The sequence below is a fragment of the Gordonia sp. SMJS1 genome, assembly GCF_029866425.1.
Taxonomy (GTDB): Bacteria; Actinomycetota; Actinomycetes; order Mycobacteriales; family Mycobacteriaceae; genus Gordonia; species Gordonia hongkongensis.
On the sequence record NZ_CP123381.1, the window covers coordinates 2,815,747 to 2,840,796 of the forward strand.

At 66.1% G+C, this 25,050-nt stretch carries 26 protein-coding genes and 1 pseudogene; 16 read left to right on the plus strand and 11 right to left on the minus strand.

The annotated features are described in order from the left end of the window. The first annotated feature begins 103 nt into the window (after positions 1-103). The 6 genes and pseudogenes from QAD21_RS12845 (at position 104) to QAD21_RS12870 (ending at position 7,918) form a co-directional block, all read left to right on the plus strand. Entirely contained in the window at positions 104-493 is a 390-nt protein-coding gene (locus tag QAD21_RS12845) for a metalloregulator ArsR/SmtB family transcription factor (RefSeq protein ID WP_005179570.1), read from the plus strand. Further along, on the plus strand, positions 490-2,454 hold the full coding sequence (locus QAD21_RS12850) for a cation-translocating P-type ATPase (RefSeq protein ID WP_006902503.1): 1,965 nt from the start codon (positions 490-492) through the stop codon (positions 2,452-2,454). The genes QAD21_RS12845 and QAD21_RS12850 overlap by 4 nt, the downstream gene beginning before the upstream one ends. After that, positions 2,451-2,981 carry a signal peptidase II gene (lspA, locus tag QAD21_RS12855; RefSeq protein ID WP_005179567.1) on the plus strand — a complete coding sequence of 177 codons (531 nt, stop codon included), beginning with the start codon at positions 2,451-2,453 and terminating at the stop codon, positions 2,979-2,981. Before QAD21_RS12850 ends, lspA begins: the two co-directional genes overlap by 4 nt. Continuing rightward, positions 2,932-4,509: a DHA2 family efflux MFS transporter permease subunit gene (locus QAD21_RS12860; protein ID WP_280359643.1), complete on the plus strand. Its 1,578-nt coding sequence runs from the start codon at positions 2,932-2,934 to the stop codon at positions 4,507-4,509. The genes lspA and QAD21_RS12860 overlap by 50 nt, the downstream gene beginning before the upstream one ends. A 93-nt stretch (positions 4,510-4,602) precedes the next feature. Beyond that, a pseudogene (locus tag QAD21_RS12865) lies at positions 4,603-5,192 on the plus strand (cadmium resistance transporter). Between the two features lie 1,331 nt (positions 5,193-6,523). Beyond that, positions 6,524-7,918, plus strand: coding sequence for an IS1380 family transposase (locus QAD21_RS12870; RefSeq protein ID WP_055476915.1), 1,395 nt, complete (start codon positions 6,524-6,526; stop codon positions 7,916-7,918). 157 nt (positions 7,919-8,075) lie between these two features. Here QAD21_RS12870 and QAD21_RS12875 read toward each other — a convergent pair whose 3' ends face one another. The 4 genes from QAD21_RS12875 to QAD21_RS12890 all read right to left on the minus strand — a co-directional run bounded on the left by QAD21_RS12875 (position 8,076) and on the right by QAD21_RS12890 (position 12,880). Next, a complete protein-coding gene (locus QAD21_RS12875) occupies positions 8,076-9,206 on the minus strand; it encodes a PIN-like domain-containing protein (RefSeq protein WP_137809386.1) in 1,131 nt (376 codons plus the stop codon). A gap of 58 nt (positions 9,207-9,264) precedes the next feature. Beyond that, positions 9,265-10,296: a nucleotidyl transferase AbiEii/AbiGii toxin family protein gene (locus tag QAD21_RS12880; protein WP_055476913.1), complete on the minus strand. Its 1,032-nt coding sequence runs from the start codon at positions 10,294-10,296 to the stop codon at positions 9,265-9,267. Beyond that, positions 10,296-10,964, minus strand: coding sequence for a type IV toxin-antitoxin system AbiEi family antitoxin domain-containing protein (locus QAD21_RS12885; protein WP_055476912.1), 669 nt, complete (start codon positions 10,962-10,964; stop codon positions 10,296-10,298). The genes QAD21_RS12880 and QAD21_RS12885 overlap by 1 nt, the downstream gene beginning before the upstream one ends. 125 nt (positions 10,965-11,089) lie before the next feature. Next, a complete protein-coding gene (locus tag QAD21_RS12890) occupies positions 11,090-12,880 on the minus strand; it encodes a DNA cytosine methyltransferase (protein ID WP_280359645.1) in 1,791 nt (596 codons plus the stop codon). A gap of 85 nt (positions 12,881-12,965) precedes the next feature. On the opposite strand from QAD21_RS12890, the gene QAD21_RS12895 reads away from it, so the two are divergent. Then, positions 12,966-13,343, plus strand: coding sequence for a hypothetical protein (locus QAD21_RS12895; protein WP_139115548.1), 378 nt, complete (start codon positions 12,966-12,968; stop codon positions 13,341-13,343). 125 nt (positions 13,344-13,468) lie between these two features. Beyond that, a complete protein-coding gene (locus tag QAD21_RS12900; protein ID WP_055476910.1) occupies positions 13,469-13,705 on the plus strand; it encodes a helix-turn-helix transcriptional regulator in 237 nt (78 codons plus the stop codon). A gap of 262 nt (positions 13,706-13,967) precedes the next feature. Here QAD21_RS12900 and QAD21_RS12905 read toward each other — a convergent pair whose 3' ends face one another. From QAD21_RS12905 to QAD21_RS12920, 4 genes are read right to left on the minus strand one after another with little or no spacing between them, the layout of a single operon-like run. Next, on the minus strand, positions 13,968-15,056 hold the full coding sequence (locus QAD21_RS12905) for a hypothetical protein (protein ID WP_055476909.1): 1,089 nt from the start codon (positions 15,054-15,056) through the stop codon (positions 13,968-13,970). Between the two features lie 17 nt (positions 15,057-15,073). Further along, positions 15,074-15,415 carry a hypothetical protein gene (locus QAD21_RS12910; protein ID WP_055476908.1) on the minus strand — a complete coding sequence of 114 codons (342 nt, stop codon included), beginning with the start codon at positions 15,413-15,415 and terminating at the stop codon, positions 15,074-15,076. 39 nt (positions 15,416-15,454) lie between these two features. Continuing rightward, complete coding sequence (locus QAD21_RS12915) at positions 15,455-16,447, minus strand: hypothetical protein (protein WP_055476907.1); 993 nt, start codon at positions 16,445-16,447, stop codon at positions 15,455-15,457. 4 nt (positions 16,448-16,451) lie between these two features. Continuing rightward, positions 16,452-16,664 carry a hypothetical protein gene (locus tag QAD21_RS12920; RefSeq protein ID WP_068971509.1) on the minus strand — a complete coding sequence of 71 codons (213 nt, stop codon included), beginning with the start codon at positions 16,662-16,664 and terminating at the stop codon, positions 16,452-16,454. A gap of 151 nt (positions 16,665-16,815) precedes the next feature. On the opposite strand from QAD21_RS12920, the gene QAD21_RS12925 reads away from it, so the two are divergent. From QAD21_RS12925 to QAD21_RS12945, 5 genes are all read left to right on the plus strand, one after another. Beyond that, positions 16,816-17,022 (plus strand): helix-turn-helix transcriptional regulator, encoded by a 207-nt coding sequence (locus QAD21_RS12925; protein WP_165630006.1) that lies wholly within the window; start codon positions 16,816-16,818, stop codon positions 17,020-17,022. Between the two features lie 167 nt (positions 17,023-17,189). After that, positions 17,190-17,411, plus strand: a complete 222-nt coding sequence (locus QAD21_RS12930) for a hypothetical protein (RefSeq protein ID WP_055476921.1) — start codon at positions 17,190-17,192, stop codon at positions 17,409-17,411. A 5-nt stretch (positions 17,412-17,416) separates the two neighbouring features. After that, positions 17,417-17,782, plus strand: a complete 366-nt coding sequence (locus tag QAD21_RS12935) for a hypothetical protein (protein WP_139115549.1) — start codon at positions 17,417-17,419, stop codon at positions 17,780-17,782. Continuing rightward, entirely contained in the window at positions 17,779-18,120 is a 342-nt protein-coding gene (locus QAD21_RS12940; RefSeq protein WP_055476904.1) for a hypothetical protein, read from the plus strand. Before QAD21_RS12935 ends, QAD21_RS12940 begins: the two co-directional genes overlap by 4 nt. Before the next feature lie 189 nt (positions 18,121-18,309). Then, positions 18,310-18,753 (plus strand): hypothetical protein, encoded by a 444-nt coding sequence (locus tag QAD21_RS12945; protein ID WP_156354350.1) that lies wholly within the window; start codon positions 18,310-18,312, stop codon positions 18,751-18,753. A gap of 9 nt (positions 18,754-18,762) precedes the next feature. Here the strand turns inward: QAD21_RS12945 and QAD21_RS12950 are convergent, their stop codons facing one another. Beyond that, positions 18,763-19,101, minus strand: coding sequence for a hypothetical protein (locus QAD21_RS12950; protein ID WP_055476903.1), 339 nt, complete (start codon positions 19,099-19,101; stop codon positions 18,763-18,765). A gap of 183 nt (positions 19,102-19,284) precedes the next feature. Here QAD21_RS12950 and QAD21_RS12955 point away from each other — a divergent pair, with 183 nt between their 5' ends. Both QAD21_RS12955 and QAD21_RS12960 read left to right on the plus strand, forming a co-directional pair. After that, entirely contained in the window at positions 19,285-19,635 is a 351-nt protein-coding gene (locus QAD21_RS12955) for a metalloregulator ArsR/SmtB family transcription factor (protein ID WP_078111946.1), read from the plus strand. After that, positions 19,622-19,963: a DUF3703 domain-containing protein gene (locus tag QAD21_RS12960; RefSeq protein ID WP_055476920.1), complete on the plus strand. Its 342-nt coding sequence runs from the start codon at positions 19,622-19,624 to the stop codon at positions 19,961-19,963. The genes QAD21_RS12955 and QAD21_RS12960 overlap by 14 nt, the downstream gene beginning before the upstream one ends. Positions 19,964-20,055: 92 nt before the next feature. On the opposite strand, the gene QAD21_RS12965 is transcribed toward QAD21_RS12960, so the two are convergent. Then, positions 20,056-20,715, minus strand: coding sequence for a DUF5134 domain-containing protein (locus tag QAD21_RS12965; RefSeq protein ID WP_055476902.1), 660 nt, complete (start codon positions 20,713-20,715; stop codon positions 20,056-20,058). Positions 20,716-20,770: 55 nt separating this feature from the next. Here QAD21_RS12965 and QAD21_RS12970 point away from each other — a divergent pair, with 55 nt between their 5' ends. Then, on the plus strand, positions 20,771-22,834 hold the full coding sequence (locus QAD21_RS12970; RefSeq protein WP_223258964.1) for a cytochrome c oxidase assembly protein: 2,064 nt from the start codon (positions 20,771-20,773) through the stop codon (positions 22,832-22,834). On the opposite strand, the gene QAD21_RS12975 is transcribed toward QAD21_RS12970, so the two are convergent. Continuing rightward, on the minus strand, positions 22,772-25,018 hold the full coding sequence (locus QAD21_RS12975) for a heavy metal translocating P-type ATPase (RefSeq protein WP_055476901.1): 2,247 nt from the start codon (positions 25,016-25,018) through the stop codon (positions 22,772-22,774). The two genes, QAD21_RS12970 and QAD21_RS12975, sit on opposite strands and share 63 nt — an antisense overlap. Positions 25,019-25,050: the final 32 nt, after the last annotated feature.

Sequence of the window (25,050 nt, forward strand, 5' to 3'; positions counted from 1 at the left end):
CGTAGCGACCACGAATTGATCGCCATATCACGATGTAATCGTTGAAACGAGATTAATCACACTCTCACTCGATATCAATAGCTTTCGCCGCTATCATCGCTTTATGGCGATTAATGATGGCGGGGGTTGCCTCGTCGAGACGCAGGGGTTGGATCCGGCGGTGGCCCTGTTCCACAGCCTCTCCGATGCGACACGGTTGGCGATCGTGCACCGGCTGGCGTGCGGGGAAGCGCGGGTCTTGGACCTGATGGCCGGGCTCGGACTGGCTCAGTCAACGGTATCGGCGCACGTAGCGTGCCTGCGCGACTGCGGGCTGGTCGTGGGCCGCCCGCAAGGGCGGCAGGTGTTCTACAGCCTGGCCCGCCCGGAGTTGATGGACCTACTCGCCTCGGCAGAGACCTTGCTCGCGGCGACAGGCAATGCGGTGGCGTTGTGCCCGAACTACGGCACCGACTCCACCACCGAGACGGAGAGCGCGGAGGTACGAGCATGAGCGACGCATGCGGCTGCGGCCACGACGAACCCGCCGGTGACGGCGAGGCCGAGGAACGCGAACCCGAAAAGCTCTGGGAAGTCAGTGAACTGCGCGCCGCCGCGGTCGCCGGAGTGCTGCTGGTCGCGGCACTGATCGTCGGCTGGACCGGCGGCCCACGCGCCGTCGAGTTGGGGTTGGAGATCGCCGCACTGCTCGTCGGTGCATACACCTTCGTCCCCTCCACGCTCAAACGGCTGGCCAAGGGCAAGATCGGTGTCGGCACGCTGATGACGATCGCCGCGATCGGCGCGGTGATCCTCGGCGAGGTCGGCGAAGCCGCCATGCTGGCGTTCCTGTTCTCCATCAGCGAGGGCCTCGAGGAGTACGCGGTCGCGCGCACCCGCCGCGGGCTGCGCGCCCTGTTGAACCTGGTACCGGACCGGGCCACCGTGCTACGCGACGGCACCGAAACCGTCATCGCCCCTGCCGAGCTGCGCGTCGGGGATCGGATGCTGGTGCGCCCCGGTGAGCGGGTCGCGACCGACGGGGTGATCGTCGACGGGCGTAGCGCGCTGGATGTTTCGGCGATCACCGGCGAATCGGTACCGGTAGAAGCCGGGCCGGGCGCGGAGGTGTTCGCCGGGGCGATCAACGGCACCGGTGTGCTGACCGTCGAGGTCACCACGACCGCCGAGGACAACTCCCTGGCACGGATCGTGCGGATCGTGGAGGCCGAGCAGGCCCGCAAGGGCGACGCTCAACGCTTGGCCGACAAGATCGCCAAACCGCTGGTGCCCGGCATCATGATCGCCGCCACAGCCATCGCGGTGATTGGCGCGCTCTTCGGGGATCCGGTCACCTGGATCGAACGTGCGCTGGTGGTGCTGGTCGCCGCCTCACCGTGCGCGCTGGCGATCTCGGTGCCGGTGACCGTGGTCGCCGCGATCGGTGCGGCGAGCAAGCTGGGTGTGCTGGTCAAGGGCGGTGCCGCACTCGAGGCGATGGGCCGGGTGCGCGAGGTCGCGCTGGACAAGACCGGCACGCTGACGGCGAACAAGCCTGCCGTCGTCGAGATCGCCGCCACCGGCGGTGTGCACGGGGACCGGGTGCTGGCGGTCGCGGCCGCGCTGGAATCGCGCAGTGAACATCCCCTCGCCCGCGCCATCCTCGCCGCCGTCGACACCGTCACTCCCGCCACCGACGTCGAGGCGGTCACCGGTGCCGGGTTGACCGGCCGCGTCGACGGACGCCGGGCGCGGCTGGGCCGTCCGGGCTGGATCGAACCGGGTGTTCTGGCCGCCGATGTGGAACGGATGCAGCACGCGGGGGCGACCGCGGTGCTGATCGAGCTCGACGGCCAGGTGATCGGTGCGATCGCTGTGCGCGACGAACTGCGGCCCGAGGCACACGAGGTCATCGACCGATTGCACGCGCTGGGAATCCGGGTCTCGATGCTCACCGGTGACAACGCCCGCACCGCCGCCGCTCTGGCCGCTGAGGCGGGGATCGAGGACGTGCACGCGGATCTGCGCCCGGAGGACAAGGCCCACATCGTGGGCGAACTGCGCAGCGACCGGTTCACCGCGATGGTCGGCGACGGCGTCAACGACGCCCCCGCACTGGCAACCGCCGACCTCGGTGTGGCGATGGGCGCGATGGGCACCGATGTCGCTATCGAAACCGCGGATGTGGCGTTGATGGGTGAGGACCTGCGGCACCTGCCGCGGGCTCTCGAGCACGCTCGTCGGGCTCGCCGGATCATGTTGCAAAACGTCGGTTTGTCGTTGGGGTTGATCACGATCTTGATCCCGCTCGCGCTGTTCGGGATTCTCGGGTTGGCGGCGGTGGTGCTGGTGCACGAACTCGCCGAGATCGTCGTCATCGCCAACGGTGTCCGCGCCGGACGCACCAAACCCCTGGCCTCGCTGACCGATTCGGCGGCAAAGCCCGCACCGGTACTGGCCGGAGCGCCCGCGTGACCGCCACCGCGTCGTCTGCTCCCACCGTGTCGCGGTGGGGGCGGCGACTGCGGTGGGTCGCTGCCGCGGCCGCGCTGGCCGGTATCGACCTCACGCTCAAAGCGTGGGCGCAGACCACGCTGGCCGGGGCCCCGATCGAGGCGGGTCCGGTGGACCTTAAGTTGGCGTTCAACCCGGGAGCGGCGTTCTCGATCGCCGCCGACGCACCGAGCTGGGTGATGCTCACGCTCACCACGGTGATCACCACCGCGGTCGCGGTCGGCGGATGGGTGGTCGCGCCGCGCGCGAACCTGCTCACCCGCGTCGCGCTCGCCGCGATCCTGGGCGGTGCCGCCGCCAACGTCATCGACCGGGCCCCCGACGGTGTGGTCACCGACTACCTGCACACCGGCTGGTGGCCCACCTTCAACCTCGCCGACACCTTCATCGTGCTCGGCGCGACCGCCCTCATCATCGCCACTCTGATCGGAAACTCCGATGAGCGAGAACCACTCTCACCCGAACACCACGCCGACGACCGGGACTGAGCCGGGCCCGTCACGTCGGTGGGCAGGGCTGGCGGCGCTGGTCGTCGCCCTGCTCACCGTCGGGCTGGACCTGATGGTTCTCAACGTCGCCCTGCCCACCCTGGCCCAAGACCTCGGCGCGAGCACCACCCAGTTGCAGTGGATCGTCAACGCCTACACCCTGGTCTTCGCCGCGCTCATGCTGCCCGCCGGCGGCTTCGGTGACCGCTACGGTCGCAAACGGCTGCTGCTGATAGGTTTGGTCGCCTTCGTCGCCGCCTCGGCCTGGGCCGCTTTCAGCGGGTCCACCGGCTCGCTGATCGCCGCCCGCGCGGTCATGGGCATCGGGGCCGCGATCATCGTGCCGCTGTCGCTGGGGATCCTGCCGACCCTGTTCGGCCCCGACCAGCGTCGCCGCGCGATCGCGGTGTGGGTCGGTGCACTGGGTGTCGGGTTGCCGCTGGGGCCGATCGTCGGTGGCTGGCTGCTGCAGCATTTCTGGTGGGGCTCGGTGTTTCTGATCAACGTCCCGGTCGGTGTCGCCGCCCTGGTTGCCTGTGTGGTGCTGTTGCCCGAATCGGTCGACCCGCATGCACCGGCGTTGGACTGGCTCGGGATCCTCACCGCCGTGCCCGGTACGGCGGCGCTGGTATTCGGCATCATCCAGGCTCCCGCGTACGGGTGGACCGATCCCGTCGTGCTCGCGGCTCTGGCGGCCGGTGTGTGGCTGATCGCGGGATTTCTGGTGTGGGAAAGCCGTGCCCGCGACCCATTGGTCGATCTGGCACTGTTCACCAATCCGGCCTTCACCTGGCCCACCCTGGCCGCAACCGCGGGCACCTTCACCCTGGTCGGCGTGCTGTTCGTGCTGCCGCAATACCTGCAGATACTGCGCTACCACGACGCCTTCGGCACCGGCCTGCGCTTGGTGCCTCTGGTGCTGGCGATCATCGTCGCCGCAGCCGCTGTGGACAAGATCGTGACCCGACTCGGCGCCAAAATCCCGATCGCCACCGGCATGGTGATCGCCGCGGCCGGATTCGTGCTCGCATCCCGCATCACCGTCGACTCCGGCTACGGCTTCGTCGCGGTGTGCCTGGCGACCGTGGGCCTGGGAGCCGGGCTGGCGTTGGCGCCGGCTGTCGACGCGGTCATGGCGAGCCTGCCCGAGCATCGCAGCGCCGCAGGAGCTGGGTTGCTGATGGCCATTCGACAGGTCGGTGCCGCGTTCAGCATCGCGATCCTGGGCACCCTGCTCACCGTCGTTTACACCCGCGACCTCGACCCCCACCTGAGCGGCCTGCCCGAACCAGTGGTCAGCGCGGCGCGTGACAACATCGCCGGAGCGCAACTTGCCGCGACCCAGATTCCCGGCCCAGCGGGCGCCGATCTGGCCGCGTCCAGCGCCCACGCCTACAGCCACGCCATGTCCGCAGTGTTCCTTGCCAGCGCCGCCATCAGCGCACTACTGGCCGCGGCCATCGCCGCCAAACTCCCCAACCACACTCCTGCGCCCGCGCCGACATCACCGGCGCGTGATCGAAACTGAAATAGCCACTCCCATGACAGCGGCTACGGCACGCGACACAACTGCGTGTCAGCCGAGCAGCAGTGCACTCCCAGAGAAAGGGCATCCGCCGGAATGGTTACCTCGATCCTGCAGGCCATCGGACTCTTCCTGGTGACCAACATCGACGACATCATCGTGCTTTCGCTGTTCTTCGCCCGCGGCGCGGAACCCGCGGAACAACGGCCGCCATCGCGACCGGACAATATCTCGGTTTCGGAGCGATCCTCGCCGCGTCGGTCCTCGTAGCGCTGGGAGTCACGGCGCTGCTGCCCGAAGAAGCCATCGCCTACTTCGGGCTCATTCCTCTGCTGCTCGGTCTGCTCGCCGCCTGGAGAGCATGGCGCAACAACGGCGACGACGATGAACGGTTCGAGGGCAAGAAGGTCGCGGTCTGGACGGTGGCGGCGGTGACCTTCGCCAACGGCGGCGACAACATCGGCGTCTACGTCCCGGTCTTCGCGACCGTGGGTACAGCGGCGATCGTCGCCTACTCGGTCGTGTTCCTGCTCTTGGTCGCCGTGCTGGTGTTCACCGCGAAGTTCCTCACCACCCGCAAGGCCATCGCCGAGATCTTGGAACGGTGGGAACACATCCTGTTCCCGCTCGTGCTGATCGTTCTCGGAATCGTCATCCTCGTCAGCGGCGGCGCATTCGGCCTCTGACCGTCGTCCCGGTCTGCACGGCCCAGATCACGGAGGACAGCGGCGATCGGCTCCAAAGAATGAAGTGCTATTCGAGGCCGTAACCGGTAGACAGCCGTCCTTCGGTTGGTCCATGGTTGTGCTCAGGGGCGCTGCACCGTTGTGGCACTACTACCACTGTGGCACTACTACCATCGACGTAGTTCAAGGCCTCCGGCAACGTGGGGCTTCTACCGCGCCTAGCGGGGTCGCTCGTGCAAACGCTTTAGTCGGGCGCTGTCATCGTTGCGAACTGTTTCCGCCCCAGCGCATAGCCCTGACCCACTGGTCAACTTAAAACGCTGATGGAACCGTGAGGGGCGCCGGTTCGGCGCGCCCGCGCGGAGAGAAACTAACCCACGTAGTAGTAACCTGTTCGTGGCTCGTTTGATATCGATCTGTTCCATCCGGGACGACTCTTGGACTGAAGGACCTTCCTTGGCACGGCATCGCAAAGCTGACCCCAGCCCGCTCCCCATTGGTATGCACACGTCCCCTCGCGGTGCCTCGGCGGCCTTCACCCTCGGAGCCACGGGGCCGCAGCCTTCGGGTGTCGCGCGTGCGGCGGGGCGACATCGGATGCCTCCCTCCCCCGAAGCTGTGGTCAGGTCCATCCGGCCCGCTACCTCTGTTCCCCCGCGCGCGTCGCACGCTCGGTCGGGGGGTGCGCCCGGGACGTCTTCATCTTCATATCTACCTCGCGATGGCCGTCCATACACGTCTCGCTCGCATGATGTATGGCCGCGCGCAGCCCGGTTCGATCATAGGGGTTTCGGGCCACCGCGCACACCGCGCACGGTCGATCTCGGCAGGAACCCAGGGCCGCACCGCCTACTGCTCCATGGGAGCGGGCGTCCGGTCTCGATTGCCAAGGCAGTCAGCAAGTTCGATCTGCTTTTCTCGACGTGCTCGACGACGAGAAGGTCTCGGGCGCATCAGCCAGGTCGACGGCCGTTGCCGGGCTGAGTGGATCGCTCGTGGCCGCGGTGGTTCTCTGTGTAGCCGGCGGGGCCGCGGCCACCGCGCTCGCCGATCGTCACAATCCAACGAACACCCCAGCGCTCATGGCTGGCGTGTCCGCCGACGACCGATCCGCAGCAGCGCCACGACCTGTAGCCCCCGGATCGGTGGACGAAGAACAAGGCACCACTCTGGCAAGGGCATCGTCACGCGATGAGCTGTCCGCGGCCGTGCGGGAGCTAGCCTCGTGCTTTCACGCTGATTCCGTGTCGTGAATGAAGAATGGTGCCCTGACCTGGGATGATTGAGATTGCGAAGTCATCAATCGGACCAGATCGAGGAGCACCATTCAGGTGAGTAAGTCTACGTCGCCCTATCCCGTGCTGTCTGCAGATGGCACCGGAACCGGGGTAGTGTCGCAAGCCGGCGCCACGGTGTTGCTGCGGACAGCCGAGAAAACGGGCCTGACCACCGATTTATCGGACGCGTTGACACCGTGGCGTAAACCCCTGGCGACCCACGATCCAGGCAAGATCATCACGGATCTGGCCGTGGCAGTCGCGATCGGCGGTGATTGTCTGGCCGACATCAACCAACTGCGCGCCGACCCCGCCGTATTCGGTCAGGTCGCCTCTGACCCCACGGTGTCACGACTGATCTCGGCGTTGGCCGCCGACGCCCCAGCGGCATTGACGGCCATCAACTCCGCCCGCGCTGCTGCCCGGGCAGAGTGCTGGTCAGCAGCCGCCACGTCCGCCCCCGATCACGACGCCGATACTGGCGATCCCCTGATCGTCGATCTCGACGCAACCTTGGTGACCGCGCACTCGGAGAAACAGGATGCGGCACCAACCTACAAGCGCGGGTTCGGTTTCCACCCGCTGTGTGCGTTTGTCGATCACGGTAGCCAGGGCACTGGCGAACCCCTGGCCATCCAATTGCGGCCCGGCAACGCCGGCGCCAACACCGCCGCCGACCACATCACGGTCACCGCCGCCGCACTCGAGCAGCTACCGACGGTGCAGGGGTATCGGGTCGGCAAGTCGGTGCTGGTACGCACCGACTCGGCCGGCGGCACCCACGAGTTCCTCGGCTATCTCACCCGCCGGCGCCTGGCCTATTCAGTGGGATTCGGGCTGACCGAGACCATCGCGGCCGCAACCGACCGGATCAGTCCCGAGGCGTGGACCCCGGCCTACGATGCCGACGGCGTGCAACGCGACGGGGCGTGGGTGGCCGAGTTGACCGGGTTGATCGACCTATCGGGCTGGCCGCAGGGGATGCGTGTGATCGTCCGGAAGGAGAGGCCGCACCCGGGTGCACAATTGCGGTTCACCGACCGTGATGGGTTGCGGCTGACCGCGTTCGCCACCAACACCGTCCGTGGCCAACTCGCTGATCTGGAGCTGTGTCACCGGCGGCGGGCTCGATGTGAGGACCGGGTCCGTACCGCCAAAGACTGTGGCCTGACGAATCTCCCGCTGCACGGCTTCGATCAGAACCGGATCTGGTGCGCGATCGTGATGCTCGCCTGCGAGTTGATCGCCTGGACGCAGATGCTCGCGTTCACCGATCACCCTGCTCGCCGGTGGGAACCCAAGCGACTGCGCCACCGCGTGTTCTCGATCGCGGCCAAGATCAGCCGCCACGCCCGGCGAACCCGCATGAAGCTGGCCACCCACGCTCCGCACGTCGATCTGCTACTCGACGGGCTAGCAAGGCTTGCAGCACTTCCAGCGCCGGCCTGACCACCAGGCCGACCAACCTTCGATCCAGAAAGGACATTCACACCTCGGGGCCGTGAAACCCGACGCACACCGACGCCTCGGACAACACCACACGGCCCACGCCCGAAATCCGGTCCTCAGACCACCCAACCGGGCCACTCAACAAGGGACCGCCACCTCACGAAACATCGAGGTTAGATGCCGGATTGCCTGGCCCGTACATAAACTTCTGGAACGACTTAGATGCGGGATTGTCTTCCCCGTACATGAAGTTCCGGAACGCCTCGGAGCGCAGCGTCGTGTCAAACGCCTCGTTGGTGCGAACCCATTCCCTCAGGCGCTCCATAGTCTCTTCGGGCAGAACGATCCTCGAACCAGAATCGGAGACAGAAATGCGTGCATTCTTGACCTCGTCGATCACATCGTTGTCCACATCGGCGTCGAGATAGGTGTTGAGGTCTTCGAGGAAGGTGTCCGAGTTCACGTGGTGGTATCGCTGGCCGGTTTCGTCAGCGAACTCACGCAGAAGGTCAGGTAGAGGCCCGAAGTCCTTGTCGTCAACGATCTGACGCCAGTCTGCCTTCATGTCGTCGCTCACAAACAGCACGTCCTGCTCGACAGCTCGGGCCAGGTCCATCATCTCCATCCAGATGAGTGGGTCACCGATCCCGCCGTCCCGCTTGGACTCATCGACTCCGGTCCCGGGGGGCATGGCAGCGGCGAGCCGAGCACGTGCCTGGTCCTCCCATGCCCGGAGGTCGGTCGATGTCCGCCGACGACCGATCTGACCGGCATCGGTGAACAGCTTCTCGATACGATCCCGGATTGGGTCATCTGTCTGAATTTGTTTGGGGTGGAGGATATTCGACTCACGCTCTGCCCGTATCGCTCCGTCGATGGTAGTCGCGGCTTCCTTGAATGCCGTGTCCGCCGCGTCGAGTAGTCGTTTCTGTACTCCGGTGTCCTTGACTTCCCTGATAGCCGCGCGAAGTTCCTGCAGGAGCTGACTATTGACGCCTTTGCCCTTGACTCCCGAGATGATGTTCGTCGCTCTGGTGTATTGCTTGGCGTGATCGGCTGCGACGGACAGTCGTTGACGGTGGTATTCGAAGCCGGCGCGGTAGGGAAGGAAGAGGCGCGGACGGATATCGTCCCGTTCGAGCTGGACGAGGATCTTCTCGCGGGACTCCTTCGATATCCGGTACAGGCCCAGCAGGACGTTGGCATCCAACGCGATTCTGGCCTTAGTGACGAAATCGCGGCGCTCATCGTCGCCATCGGAGTACCACTCACCGAACACATCACGCATCGCGTCCTCCTGCCTTCGCTGCGCCATTCCCGCTTTGCGGCGGGGCCGCTGGTCAAATCTAAAGCTCGGGTCCGTGGTCGCGGGAGCGTTCTGTGCTACGCGACGATGGCCGCGGGGAGGTCCCCGGTGCCGGTGTGCGCGGTGCCGCCTGTGCAGCACGGGTGTCGGCGAGCAGTTCTCCAATCGAACGTGGCCTGTCCGAAGTCCAGACACCGTCGTCGGGGTTCCACTGGCCGTTCTCTGTCGCGCCCGTCAGGATCGGTTCGATGAGGCTGTTGGCGGCCGTGAGCGCGGCGTCGGCCTGGTGCAGGTGCGCCGGCAAGCCGCTGTGCGCGGCGCGCTCTGGGTAGTCGCGCTCCCAGGTCGGGTTGGGCAGCACCAACGGCGCAGGGATCGTCAGGTCGCGGCGCTGTTCTTGGTGGCAGATCGCAGCATGCAGCTGCTCGGCGTCGAACGACTGGGTGCGGGCGAGGATGACGAGGTCGACCAGATCGTGGGCGCGGGTCGAGGGGCTGTCGCCGTGGGGGCCGTGCAGCTCGTAGAGGGCAGCGACTTTGTCGGCGACTGCCTCGGCGGCGGCCTGCATCCGGATCACGGGCATGGGGTCGAGTTCGTCGAGCGCGAGCACCGGGCGCGGGCTGATCGTCTCGGGCGGTAGCAGCATCTCCCGGTGGGTCGCGAGGTCGAGCGTGGCGTCGGAGAACCGTTGTCCGGCAAGGTTGTAACGGATACGCCCGGCGAACAAGCCCGGGCTACGAGTCGCGGTGATCGTGATGTCGAACTCGCCGAAGTCGCCGGGTCCGGGGTGGGCGGCCTGGCGCAGCGAGTGCTGCATGTGTTCGGCGTCGAGGCGGGTCGCCAGGTCGGCGTCGGCGGTGGGGCGGGCCTGGGTCGGCGCCCGGAATTGCAGGGCGGTGCCGCCGGTGAGGATCCACTGGTCGGCGTCGGGGGAACGGAACAGCCGGGCCAGGAACAACTGGAGGGTCACGGTCTGAGCGAGCTCGTCACGGCTGAATCTGCTCGTCCGAGCCTCGGCGGACAGGCGGGCTTTCAGCCCGGCACGGAAGGCCTCTTCGGACGCATACGCCATCAGCCGACCAGCACCGGTTCGGCCGGCATCTGGGCCTGATCGAGCAACGAGGCGAACAGCTCAGCACCCGAGGCGTACTTCCAGCGCGGCGCGGCCCGATCACATGCCGCGATCAGCTCGTCGGCGTCGACCAGCGATTCGGTCAGGCAGGTGTGCAGCGCGGTCCCGATGTGCCCGCCGTCGCCGTGGGTGAGCAGCAGGTCGACCACGGTGCGCGCGGGTGTGGTCACCGGCAGTCCGTCGACGAGGTCCCAGTCGCGGCCGCGGTCACCGATCGGCCGGCGCCAGGTGCGCACCGACGGGTCGCGGACGTTGATGCGATGCGGGCTGCTCAGCTCGAGCCCGGATGCGGTGATCGTGCCCAGCCGAAGGACCTGGGCGGCGGCGGCGTGGCTCACCACGCTGTCAGGGTGGGTGCGGCGGTCCTCGATGTCAGCGGCGGGGTGCAGCGCCAACCACTGTGCCGCCCAGTCACCGAGCGTGGTCCAGGCCGAGGACTCGGGGACCTCGTAGACACCGTGGTGTACCCGGACGATGGCCTCACGGGAAGCGAGGCGAGCCAGGACATACGGCGCGACGCCGAGGTTGCGGGCCTGGGCGGTGGTGAACAGCCCGAACTGGCGATCAGCCAGGTCGCGGATCGCACCCCACCGGCCAGCGTCAATCATGCAGCAATAATAGCAACGGGCGTGATCGGTGAGGCTTTCCGAGCTGTCCGAGCGCGGCCCGTCCGTGTGGACTGGGCCGGATGCCCCGGCACAGTGGTCACGGTGTGCCGGGGCGGTCGACGTCATCATCCGCTGGTGGGGTGCAGGACTTCGCGTAGGCGGGTGCCGATCCACAGCGGGACGGGTGGGGTGACGGCGTTGCCGTAGCCGTCGATCTGGTCGCGGCCTTTGCCCCAGACGGTGAAGGTGCCCTTGTGGTCGCCGAAGTCGGGGTCGAATCCGCAGCCGCGGCCGACCTCGTGCGGGGTCATCATGCGGAAGAAGCACTCATCGAGCGGGATGTCGGCGAGGGCGTCGCGCCAGTGAGTGGCCAGCAGGGCGGTGGTGTCGCGGCTGGTCAGGGTGCCCAGCGGATCGGTGAGCGGGTGCGCGGCGGTCTCGGTGCCGGTGCTGCCGTTCTGCTTGAACCAGCCCGCGAGCAGCGCGGGGTCGCCGGTCGCGGTGAGCAGGCCGGGGGTCTGTTCGGCGGTGACCGTCGGCATGGCCTGGGCGTGGCTGGTCGGGGTGGTGTGTTTGCGGAAGGGCACCACACCGGAGGACACGATGCTCAGGGTTTCCGAACCGCCCTGGGTGGGCAGCGCCTCATCGAGGCCGCGTGGTGCGCCCTGGAAGTTGTTGATGGCCATCGCGACCGGGGGAGTGAGCAGGCCGGTGGCGTTGGTGGCGGTCTGGGTCCACAGCGGCTGCCCCAGGGTTCGGGTCCGGCACTGCGATCCGGGGCGCTCGAAGGTGTTTCCGGCGGCGACCATGATCGCGCCGGTACTGAGCAGCGCGGTCTCTTGCTGCGAGGTTTGCGTCGACATCGGTTGCAGCGGGTGGCGTTCCACGCCGCGTTGGGCCTTGGCCGGCATCAGCACGGCGGGGAACTCGGCGAACTTCTGACGGCACCGCTCCGCGCGGGCCATGGTCGCCGGGGCCAGCGGTTTGGTCCGCTCGCCGATCCGGGTGCCCAGGTGGGTCAGGTCAAGGGCCGTCAACGACGGTGTGGTGGTGGGGGAGACCTCGCCGAAGCAGCGCGGGCAGCGGTAGTTGTACTGCTTGCCGTAGCGCACCGATCCGCTGGCGGGCACGCCGGTCTTCCACGCCCACATCGCCTCGACGGCCTCATCGCAGGGTCCGCACCACGCCTGGGGGCGGTGATCGAGGTCGGGGGCGGGCAGTGCGCGGTCCCAGAACACGATGTAGAGCCGGTCCCGGCTCTGGGGGACGCCGAAGAACATCGAGTTGAGGTAGAGCACCTTGTGCTCGTAGCCGAGCTTGGTGATCTCGCGCAGCCACCACCGATACGTCGACCCGTCGCCGACCTTGCGTCGGCCGGGGACCGCTGGACCCCAGGACTGCAACTCGGTGGTGCATTCGACCAGGATCAGCAGGGGGTGGTGCTGGTCGGCGTAGTGCAGCACACAGTTGGCCGTTGCGCGGTCCCGCTCGGATCGGGTGGCGCGTTCCTCGAACTCGGGGTCGTCGAGGTCGAACAACGTCAGACCCTGTTCGTAGGCGCGCTGGGTGTTGGCCTGGGAATGGTTGGTGCAGGTCACCCCGGCGACCAGCAGATCGGCCGCCGGGAGTTCGCGCACCGAGTGGTAGGTGTCGGAGTCGGTGTTGATCAGATCGGCGATCCAGTGCTCGACATGCGGGTGGTTGGCCTCGTGCACCTCGACCTTGTAGCGGTTGTGGTTGGCCCCGACGATGGTGTCGAATCCGGCGGCCTCGATGCCCTGGGTGAATCCGCCGAATCCCGAGAACAAGTCCAGCGCGGTCGGGTTGTCGTGACGGAATCGTCTGCGGCGCAGCGCCGGTCGATGTTCCGCTGTCTTCGAGATGATGTGCCCCATGATCGTCGTTTCCTCGCTCATTCCATCCTTAGTGGTTGCCTATAGACTACCATTAACGGTAGCCTATAGGCAACCACTGAGGCACGGAGGAAAGAAGGAGCAGCACATGGCCACGACCACCGAAAACACCTGCGCGGCAACACCGATGAGCGTTCATGCGCGAGCAATCGCCGCAGGCATCGAGCGGTGGCGCCAAGCCTGCGACCTCGCAGGAGGTGTCGACGCTGAACATGACGCGGCCGCCGCCCTGGTCGGGCTGGTCGAGCAAGCGATGCCGGAGCTGGCGCGCACCGAGGTTGTCGAGCGGTCGTATCTGGTACGCCGGGTGCAGCGCTATGTCGGCCCGCTGCCCGAGCAGTGGGCAGCGATGGACGATTCCGAGCGCGACCAGTACGTCTGCGGCCACTGGCTGGCCATTGAGGAGTTCGACGAGCACATCGACGACGACCAGCTGACCGTGACGATCGTGAAACCCGCGCAGTGAGTAGCTGTCCCGCGTCGGCCGGGCGCACCGCCGTCGTCCTGCCGCCCGTGGCGACCTCGCCGGTAGGCTCAGCCATGCCGAGTGTGCCCGCCGACCTGGCGGGCGACAGGGGAGGAGGAGCCGTCATGGCCGTCGACATCGACGAACCTGCGTTGCTACGCGCTCTCGGAGAAGCGATCACGACCCGCCGCGAGGAACTGGGCCTCAGTCAGCGGGCCCTTGGTCTCGAGGCCGGCGTCGAGCGCAACATGCTGCGCGGCGTGGAAGACGGATCGCGGCGGGCAACCGTCATCACCCTGGCGCGCATCGCCGGAGCGCTGAAAGTGCCGATTTCGCAACTACTTCAGCAGATCGGGCGCTAACACTCCACGACCCTCAGTGAAGACCCGCACCGGCTGGTCGTCGCCGCGCGTAGCCAGGAGGGAGGGGAGGGGGCTGCACATTCGGGGGAGTTCGCCGCCCTCCCCTCCTATCCTGTGAGGAACGATCTTCGGTTGGGTGTGGCAACTCAGAAGAACGTCCCGCCACACTAGCAAATCGTCTCTTTGCTGTAGTCACCGCCGCGCGCGCACTTGGCGTTTGTGATCGCAGACACTTCCTGCTGGCCGCCTCGGCGACGTGGCCTCAGGCGGCGCCGGTGGGCAACTGCGGGATGAGTTGCTGGTCGAGGGCGGGCAGTGCGGCGATGTCGGCCCAGGACACCGAGACGGTGTGGATGCGGTCGAGGCAGGCGGTGATGTCGCGTTTGACTGCGGCGAGTTCGGGATCGTCGGCGCTGCTGCGGGTGAGTCGGGTGACGAGTTTGTTGAGGCGTTGCAGCGCGGCGCGTTCGGTGGGGCTGCGATCGTCGAGCCCGACGGCGGCGGCGTGGTCATTCGCGTCGTGCCAGGCCGCCCAGGCGCGGTCGGCGAGGGCCAGTGTGTGGTCGACGTCGTTGGCGGTGGAGTGTTCGCCTAGGGCGTCGACGGCGGCCGCGAGATCGGTCATGGCGCTGGTGTAGGCGACCGTGGTGGCAACGGTGCCGGTGGTGTCGTGCAGCAGGGGTTTGGTGAGGTACCAGGCTTCGGTGTCGAGTTTGTAGTGCCCCCAGGCGGCGAGCAGGTCATCGAGCGAGCGGGCGGCGGCGGCTCGGCGCCGGGCGAGGTCGTCGTCCCCGGCGACGGACGGCTGGTCGGGAGTGTCGTCGTCGCGACCGGCGTAGGCGACGTGGGCGGCCTGTTCAACTATGCCCTGCCAGCCGCGAGCATCCTGGCCGGAGTGGTGAAGGGTGTAGTAGCACCAGTAGGCGGCGATGGGGGTGAGAGCGGCCATGACCATTGCTACGACGTTGAACCCGTCCAGGGACGGCGGCAGCTCGAAGCCGAAGGCGCCGAGGAGGTACGCTGCTGGACCCGTCAGTCCGAAGAAGCCATAGAAGGCGATGTCGCCGCCATGTCGAGCCGGGTGCTGTCCGCTGAGGCGGAAGTCCTGTTTGAGGTCGGCCAGCTCCGCGGCCGCGGCCAGCTCGTCCACCCGCCTGCGTAGCTCATTGTGAGCGATCACAGCGCCTCTGGGGTCTGCCAAGCTGCCGCTCGCCTGCACGCCGTCTGCGGCGAGGACGATCTGGACTGCCCGCGCCCTCAGCAGGGGGTCGGGATGGGTGCGGATGCGTTCGGCGACGTGCGCGACGAAGTCGGCGCGGTCGGTGCCGGCGCGAATCGTCCTGTCGTTCACTAGATGCGGACCCTTCGTCAGGGAATGGATTCGATGTCCGGCGGGCCGGACGACCGCCGACGGTTGTCCAGCGCGCGGCGTAGCTCGGCCCAGAATCCGAACAGTCCGAGGATCAAAACGTTGACGACGGTGCAGAAGATCGCCATGAGGGTGATTAGAGTTACGTCGCCGGCCTGGTACTGGCCGGAGGCGATCGTGAGGACTGCGCCGGTCACAAGGGTGACGGTCGAGGCCACCGGGGGTGCGGCCGCGAGCAGACGCACCCCTCGGCGACGGTGTGGGTATGCCGAGTTGGCGACAGCCAGGGCGAGGACTCCGGCCAATTGCAAGGCGACGGCGAAGTACAGGAAGGACCACACGGTTGACCCCTTTCGTAGGTCGGTGGCGTTCAATGTGGGTCATTGTTGCAGCTGCGGCCGACAGACTGCCGTGTTGAGTTGCCGCTGAACAGCTTCTGCGACCAGCGCCCGGACCGGTGGGATGCGGCGTGCGCCGGCCTCGGCGATGAGTGTGGTGATGCGGTCGAGCAGGTTGTCGCGGTAGGCGTCGGTGATGGTCGGGTCCAGTGCCTGGTCGAGCATTTTGCGTGCTCGGGTGAGCTTTCCACGCTTGGCGGGCTGGATGTTCAGGCCGGTCTCGCGGGCATGGCGTGAGGCACTGTCCCGTGCGTCGCGGGCAGCGAGGGCGGTGGCGACGGCACGGTCGGCGAGGTCTCTGTCCAGGGGCCGGGAGTCGTAGGCCGCAGCGTGGGCCGCGGTGTAGGCGTCGAGGAACGCCGCGGTGCGGGGATCGTTGGTGTCGTCGAGGAGTGGGCGCGCGAACAACCGGTCGGCGAGGTCGGCGTGGTAGGCGGCGTACTCGGCGTCGATGGAGCCCAGGACGTCGGCCGCCTTGACCCACTGAGCACGCACACTCGTCACCAGAACGGCTCGGCGAGAACGTGCTTGGCTCACTTTGTGGCAGGCGAGAACCGCGACAGCGATGACGATGAGGCTGGCCGCGGCGGCTCCGCAGATGATCCACAGCGTCGTGTAGTCGGTGGGCGCCTCGGGGGCAGACGGTGTCTGCTCGGCCGGGGCCGGCGGCGGTGGCGCGGGGGACGCGTCGGGGGAGGTTGGCTGCCTGTCCCGATCCGGGCCGGGGCCGACCAGTGTCAGAACGAGTCCGACGGAGGAGAGGATGACACCACCGACCGCAAGTGGAACGACGGCGGCGGCGCCCCCGCCTGATTTCTTCGCAATGGCGGCTCGCAGGCCCGCCCCCAACAAGATGACCACCCCGATGATCGAGGCCCCCCATCCGAGATTGGCCGCCACCTGCACAAAGGCCTCAGGGGCCTCCGGTATGAGGGGAGCTGCGTCGGCCAGGACTCCGAGAGTTGCGAACTCCATTGGCCTACCGCCCCTTTCGCTGATCGGCAGACGCCACGTCAGGAGTGAACTCGACAAGCCGCTGTCGGAATCCAGCATCGAACGCCGAGGTCGGCGGGTAGTGCGCCAGGATCGCCGCTGCGGCGCTCGCCCGGGCGGTCGGGGTGATGCGGCGGATGGTGTGATCGGCGGCGAGATAGCCGGAGGCTTGTTCGAGTAGAGTGGGGCATTGGTGCATGTCACGGCCCTTTCCGTGGTGTGCGTCGGGTCCGTGGGTGTTCCAGCACCCGCGGACCACTCTTGTTTCTGCCCGAGTCGGCAGCGAAGGTTCACCGCATCATCAGCGATGATGGTTTTAGTCTACATAGGTGTGGGTTATAGTCAACATCGTGGAGAGACTTCGGGAGCTGGGCAGCCGGGTGCGTGACGCGCGGACCGGTCGCGGTCAGACGCAGGCCGAAGTAGCCAAAGCTGTTGGCGTGCACCGGACACACTTGTCGGCGATCGAGTCCGGCGGTGAGAACATCACCGTCGGGACGCTGTACCGGATCGCTGACCACTTCGACATACCTGCTTCGCAGCTACTTCCGGATTGATGACCTGTGTGACTCTCGGACGCATCGTGGCATCGAGTCGGGCGTCGATGGTGGAGATGACGGCCCTTGGTAGGGCTCACCCCCGCCCACCGCAGTGTCGCCGACGCGAGACTGTCGGACCACTGTGCGACAGTGCCTTACAGGTGAACCAATCCGAAAGGTGAGTGATGATCGAGTCACAGTGGATCGCCCGTTGGCCGGAGTTGTTCTCAGGACTCACCGATCTGCAGGTCCGCGGTGTCGTGCAGGCGATCGACAACAACGTCCTCGACGGCTGGAACCCGCAACGTGACGACATTGAGTTCCTGACCCGCTCGGCACGCGGCGAGGTCACTGAGAACGAGGAAGTCGCCGAAGTCCTCGCGCTCATCGCCAACAGAAGGAAATAACACCTATGGAAACCACGGCGATCATCCTGCTCTTTGCCGGAGCCGTCACAATAATCACCGCCGGGGTAATTCGGCAACGCGTTAACCGTTTTCAGCCTCGCCCACACAAGGACGCCGCGACCGCTGTTGCCCGTGCACGGCAATTCCAGCGAGTTGCGATGACCTTTGCGGCGATCACAGTCGTATGCGGCGCCACCGCAGCCGCCCTCAACGACGGAAACACCACGACGTGGGTGTGCGGCGCTGTGGTGCTTGTTGCGGGAGCGGTCGAGTGCTTCCTCATTGCGCGGGTTCGCATTCCCGATGTCCAGCACCTTCGTGCCCTCGGCTTCGACACCGGTCGAACCAATCCGGAAGGACAACGCCGATGATCCTTGCTGCTGACGCCAACTTTCCCGACACGTCGATCGTCCCGTCCGGCGCATGGGGCGCGGCCGTGGGATGGGTGATGATTGCGGTGTTCTGGGTGGGCGCGGCGACTATCGGACTCATACTCGGAGGGCGCCAGACACCGAGCGAGGACGGCGAGTCTCGCTCTTTCATCGTCATGACCCTGCTGATCCCTGCGGCGATCATGATTGCCGGGCTCATTTTCTTCCGCACGGTGCTGCCATTCCCCCTGGCGATCGTCATCGCCGTGGGCGTAGGCGTCGCGGCGTTTGTCGCGTTGCGCATGAAGTTCTTGGGTGCGTTCCGACGCCGAATATGACAGCGGTACAGGGATACCCGTCATCTGCGCCGTAGTAGGCCACAGCCCCACCCTCGCGACGGAAACCCAACGGCTACCCGATGGGCATACCCGTCAACACACCGGTACCTTCTGCCGGCGGTGCGCATCGCGCATCGGCGATTGAGCCACCAATCACGCCTGTTCAGACCGTGAAGAAAGGACGCCGCATTGAATCAAGCGGTAGCGGCCGGATTCGTCTGGCAGATCCTGCTCCTGAGCGGCCTCGTCTACTGGTCGAGATTCGGCGTGGCCGCTGTCATAGACGCGGCAACACAACCTGTTCGGGCGGTGCGCTGGCAGCCGCACCCTGAGCTTGGACCTACACCGCCGCCCGCCCGGTTCAAATGGACCACCGGCCTGGTCGGCCTGGCTACCCTGCCCGTCGGCGTGCTCCTCGCTGGCTTCTGCGCGCTCTGGCGGATTACCGCCACCGCGTGGCCGTCGGGAGTCTTCGTCGGGGCAGGATGGACGCTAGCCATTCTCGGGTGGTTGGCGTTGCTGATGGCCGGCGAACTGTCGATCGCGAAAGAACTCGGACCAGGGCCCACTATCCGCTCAGCACTACATCGGCACCGCAATCGGAAACACCTCAGCTCGTCGAGACCGCAGTGACCGCTGGTCTCACCCGTAGACGAGGGAGCCAAACAGTGCCGCCTGAACAATGGCGTCTGCATCTGTCGCGTCGATGGTCTCGGCATCGTGGGTGCGGACAGCGGCGGCGATCCTACGACGCTGCACATCCGGAATCATTGCTGCGCCATTGACGATGGAGTTCACGCCCCGGGCGATCGTGTCGAGCGTGATCACGTGCGGATCGCCGGAGCTTTCCTCGACAGTCGCTCGCGGATCACTGCTCCAGCGATAGTCGGTACAGGTCGACCAGTAGCCGATACCGCCTTCAAGTGCGCAGGTGTAAACGTCGCACAGGAACTCGGTGCGCACCGTGGTCCGCGTTGCCATGATCGGTCTCCTTGAACTGCTAGTTCGCGTTGCATTACGTCACTGGTGACGTAATATAAAGCAGCACAACATATTTCGCCGATAACTTATGCTATGTCAGGCACAGGCAAAGGATTATGCCTTAATCGAGCCGGACGGAAGTCCTGACCTTTACTGTTCAGATGTGCGTGAATACATCGAGTCATGTATCATTTTGGCGTGAGCACGGTGGTAGAAGCGCAGCATGACGCGTTGACGAGGTTTGGATACGCACTATCCGATTCGACGCGAACGCAGGTGTTGGTTCGGTTGCGCCATGGTGGAGCCTATCCGGCGGACTTGGCTGAGGCGATTGGGGTGTCGCGGCAAACGTTGTCGAATCACCTGGCCTGCCTACGGGGATGCGGTTTGGTGGTCGCGGTACCTGAGGGTCGACGGAGTCGGTATGAACTGGCTAATAGCCGGATTGGTCATGCACTCGACGATCTACTCGGGCTGGTACTTGCGTTGGATGATCCGTGCTGCGCCGAGGAGGCTGGCGATGGCTCGCATTAGTGAGGCAGCCCGTGACCTCTACCGGGCAGAGATGGCAGCGGCCGCCGCCGCCGAGGTGGCAGAGCAGCGCTGGCACCATCTTGAACGCGCCCACATCGTGTCCCAGCCGGACCCGTGGTTGCATACTCAGAACCACATTTCGATGTTCAGATTCGCTGTGCACCAACATGATCGGCGCGAAGCGCTCGGCCAGGTGGTGCGCATCATCGTTTCCGCTCCCGGATCGCTGAGCGGACGCTACCCCGAGGGCAACACCGGACGTGTTGCCGCCGGTCTGATGCGCCCGATGCCGGTTCCCGGCGATATCGCTTCTGCGTTACGGTCATGAACAGCCGCAGACGCGACAGTGATGAGCATGCGCTGCGCGGCGGCCGTAGCGATATCGGGAATGACCGCTCACTCTGAGGCTCGGGTGGCCTGTCAGAGTAGAGCGGCGAACATGATTCCTGTCCCACCGGCGGTTAACGTGTGGCATATCCACGAGAACTCTAGATGCGGGCGGCGAAGCGTCGCTACAGCGTTTGACAGTGGTGGCGCTGGGGCCGCGGTGCGTGGCAGCTGAATTGACCGGGCTGCGCAGTAGAGGGTGAGCGCGAGGAAGCCGAGCACGAGTAGCAAGGTGACCGACCCCATCCACATGGGATCTGATGACGGGCCGTGCAGCGGTGTCATCTCGTTGATGGCGTCGGCCCCCGACGGGCCTCCGTGGTGTGCGGGGGCGGTGGCAGCGGGAACGGCGGATGTGGAATTGTGCCGGCTCATCACCGCATACATCCACACCATCGAGGCCATCATCACTGCGGTAGAGACGTAAAGCCGCCGCGCGGTCGTCTTCGGCACCGCGAAGACGACCGCGATTGCTGTGGCGAGAGCGAAGAGCAGCATCAGAGGCAGCAGTGGGAGCTGATTGCCTTGTGGCCACGCCATGACGATCATCGCCAGCGACATCAGGAGCATGAGGCAGTGCACGACTGAGAGCCGCAGGTCGCTGCGGTGGGCGGCTAGGGTGCGAATGCTGTCGATCGCTCCGATCGCGAACATGGCGGTGACGATCCACCGCAGGAGTAGGTCGTCGATCACCGCGGCCCTCGATCCATGTGAGTTAACTACTATGCGCAGTAGTAGCATACGGTTGGTGGGCGAATCAAAGGCGTTGCCGGAGGCTGACACCTCGTCAATCCAGTCGCGACTGCTGCGCGCAGTTCCTCTTCGGGTGGTGGCGCCGTTGCTGGTCGGTGGGCTGATGCTGGTGTTGGCGGTGTACGCCTGGGCGTCCGGGGCCACTCGCTATGTCGAGAGTGCGGATCCTTACCCGGGGATGGGTACGGCTGTGGCCGATGTGGTCGGCAATTTTGCTGGCTTTGCGTTGGCTGCGGCGGTCCTCGGAGGGTTAGTTTCGGTGGTGCTCACCGCGTCTCCCGACTCGCAGGGGTTCATTGACGCTGCGGTGTATCCGGTGTTTCGCCGCGTCCGCCGCGCTGCAGGGTTTGGTGTGGTTGTTGCGGTGCTGATGGCGGTTACGTCGGCCGCGGACACCACTGGTGTGTCCGTGGGCGCGATGGTGTCCAGCGGCAAGGTTGGTTACGCGTTCAGTGTGAGTTTGCCGGCGCTGGCGTGGCTGGTTGTGGCGGCAGCGGGTGTCGTGGTGCTGGTCGGTTCGGTGTCGCTGCGGTGGTCGGTCCAGGTGGCGCTGGTGGTTCCCGCGACGGTCGGGGTGCTCGCGCTGCCTGTGGTCGGTAATGCCGCGCAGGGGCCTGACCACGATTACACGACCGGCGCGGTGATTGTGTTCGCGGCGAGCTTGGCGGTGTCGGTGGGGCTGCGGTGGGCCGACCGGTTTAGGGCTCGTGGTTTGGGGTCGGCGACCATCGACAGGGCGGCCGACCGACGTGTCAGCTATGTCGTCTTGGGCGCCGATGTGACAGCTCTGGTGGGCGCGGTGTGTGTGGTGGTGCTGCTGCGGACTCCGGGCGTGTGGTCGTCGGCTTTCGGTCGCGCTGCGGGGCTGTTGGTGGGTGTACTGGCGGTGCTTGTGATCGCCGATGTTGTGCGCCTGCGCCGGGGTGTGCCGATGTCGGCAACTGCTTCTTCCCTTGCCGCGGGGGCTGCGCTGGCAGCGGTGGCGTGTTGGGCGGTGATGGACACCCGGGTCGCACCCGGGTTGATTGCCCACCCATTCACTGCGTGGGACGTGTACCTGGGTTATTCGCTTCCTGGCCCGCCCGGTGTCGGGTCGCTGGTGTCGTTGTGGCGTGTTGATCTTGTGGTGGGTGTGGCAGCGGTGGTGAGCGCCGTGGGATATGTCGTAGCCGCCAGGCGGGAGCGGGGCGGTGGACATCGCTGGCCGATACGGCGGACCGCGTCATGGGTCACGGGCTGCGCTGTGGTGGTGGTATCCACCAGCTCCGGATTGAAGGCCTACGGCAATGCTCTGTTCAGCGTGCACATGGCCGAACACACGGCTTTGACCATGATCGCACCTATTCTGCTGGTGGGTGGCGCACCGATCACGTTGCTGTTGAGGGTGCTGCCAACGGCAGGTAACACTGGTGGAGCGGCGTGCCGGCGGGGACTGCTGACTCTGCTCGGCTCTGGAGGCGTGCACCTACTGCTCAATCCAGTTGTCGCGTTCGCGTTGTTTGTGGGCTCGTCGTTTCTGGTGTACTTCACACCGGTGTTCGACGTACTCGTCCGCTACCACTGGGGGCACGTCTTGATGAGCGTGCTGTTTATCACCCTTGGGTACCTGTTCTTTTGGGTCTCTGTGGGGATCGACCCGGGCCCCAAGCAGTTGCCGATTCTGGCGCGCCTAGGTCTGCTGTTCGCCGTCATGCCTTTTCACGCCATTTTTGGTATCGCACTGATGACCTCCACGACGGTGATCGGTGAATCCTTCTACAGCCAGTTGCAACTGCCGTGGGGTCCCGACCTCGCGCGCACGCAGTGGGCGGGCGGTGTGGTGGCCGCAGTGATCAGCGAGATTCCGATGGTGGTGGTCTGCCTGGTGCTGTTGGTGCAGTGGGTGCGTGCCGAACGCCGGCCCGATCTGCCCGAGTCCGTCGCCATTGATGGCAGCGACTCTCGAACCGTCGCAGCGATGGTGTCTCAGCTGGCACCGACCCAGCAACTGTCACCCTCAGTGGTCTACACGCGCGAAGTTCTGCAGACGCAGGCTGTTGGAGACGACGAAAAACGATGACAAGGCCATTGCCGCCCCGGCGATCAGGGGGTTGAGCAGTCCAGCGGCAGCAAGCGGCAGTGCGGCGATGTTGTAACCGAACGCCCATGCCAGATTGGTGCGCATCGTCCGTCGGGTGGCCGAGGCGAGGTGCAGGGCCAACGCGACGGTGGTGAGATCGTCGCGCACCAACACGATGTCGGCGGCGCCGATAGCGACATCGGTACCGCCACCGATAGCAATGCCCAGATCCGCCGAAGCCAGAGCGGGCCCGTCGTTAATGCCGTCACCGACCATCGCCACACAGGCACCGCTCCTGCGCGCGTCGTCGATGATGGCCACTTTCTCAGCCGGGAGCACCCCGGCGGTCACGTCATCGATGCCGACCTGCGCTGCTACGCGCTGCGCTGCGCCGGCGTTGTCGCCGGTGACCAACAACGTGCGAAGTCCCATGCGGTGCAACTCATCGACTGCCTGGCGAGCAGAGGGTTTGGCGCTATCGCGAATGTCGATGAGGCCCCGAACTGCATCGTCGACCGCGACGTACACCGCGGTGCCACCAGAGCGTTCGACGTCAGCGCGCTGCGCGTCGAGCGCGGCAGGCACCGCAGCGGTACGGGCAATCCACGTCGGCGAGCCCACCTGCACCCTCAGGCCGTCGATCACTCCACGCACGCCACTGCCGACGTCGGTGACCACCTCGACCGGTGCAGGAAGGGACTGCGGACCGGCCGCTGCGGCGATAGCGGTAGCGATGGGGTGGCTGGTGTGCTGCTCGAGTGTCGCGGCCCAGCCAAGGATCAACTCCGTGCTGTTGTTGTCGACGGTGTACACGCCGCTGACCTGAGGTCGCCCATTGGTGAGAGTGCCGGTCTTGTCGAAGACCACCACATCGATCGTCCCGGACAGTTCCAATGCGGAATGCCCTTTGAGGAAGATTCCCAGTTGGGCGCCGCGCCCGGTGGCGATCACCAGGGCCATCGGCATGGCCAGGCCCAGCGCGCACGGGCAGGCGATGACCAGCACGGCCACCGCGGCGCTCACGGCGTGCTCCCAGGACGCTCCGGTTAGTGACCAGCCCACGACAGTGCTCACAGCCAGGGCGATGACGCATGGTACGAAGATCGCGGCGATACGGTCAGCGACCCGTTGAGCGCGGGCCTTGGCCATCTGTGCGCTATCGACCAGCGCGATCATCTCCGCAAGGCGTGTGTCGTCACCGACTGCAGTGACTTCCACCCGTAATCGCCCGTCGAGGCAGGTAGTGCCCCCGACTGCGGTGGAGCGGTGGTTGGCTGATACTTGCACCGGCGTCGTCTCTCCGGTCATCGCACTGAGGTCCACACTGGCTGTGCCCTCGATCACATGCCCGTCCGAGGGAATGGTCTCACCCGGCAGCACGATGAGTCGTTGACCGACTTTGAGTTCCGCCAGGGGTATGAGCATGCTCGTACCCCCTGCACACTCGACGCGGGCCTCGGTTGCGCGTAGCGCGGCCAGCGCGCTCAATGCCTGGACAGCTTGTGTGCGGGCACGCGCTTCGTAGTAGCGTCCCGCCAGCACGAAGACCGTCACGCCGGCGGCAACTTCGAGGTAGATCGAGTCACTGGAGAAGATCGCTGACCACACCCCCTGACCCGCGGCAGACATCGCATCGGCCGAGAACATCGAATACATCGACAGGGCGGTCGCGGCCAGCACTCCCAGGGAGACGAGCGTGTCCATCGTGGCCACACCGGTCCGCAACGTACGCACCGCGGTGCGGTAGAACGGCCACGCACAATAGGTCACGACTGGTGCGGCAAGCGCCACCAACACCGCTTGCCACCCGGGAAAACGCAGGTCCGGGATGACGGCGAGCACTACGGAGAGGTTGGCCAGCGGCACGAACAGGGCCAGCGCGACGATCAGTCGGGTGAACAGCGCCTTCGCCGTCGACGCATCCTCGTTGACAGGAGGAGCCTGCTCGGTCAGTTCCGTAGCCGAATAGCCTGCCGTGTGAACAGCGTCGATCGCATCGGCCACGCCTGCGTGGCTATCGAGTTCCACGGTGGCCCGCCGAGTAGCGTAGTTCACCGAGGCGCGTACGCCGTCAATCTTGTTGAGTTTGCGTTCCACTCGGGCTGCGCACGCACCGCAGGTCATGCCACCTACATCGAGTTGGATGCGGCGGGTCGAGTACGTGTCGTCAACGAGGTCGGTCACGAGTGGCGCTTTCAGTAGGCGGTGAGGTGAGT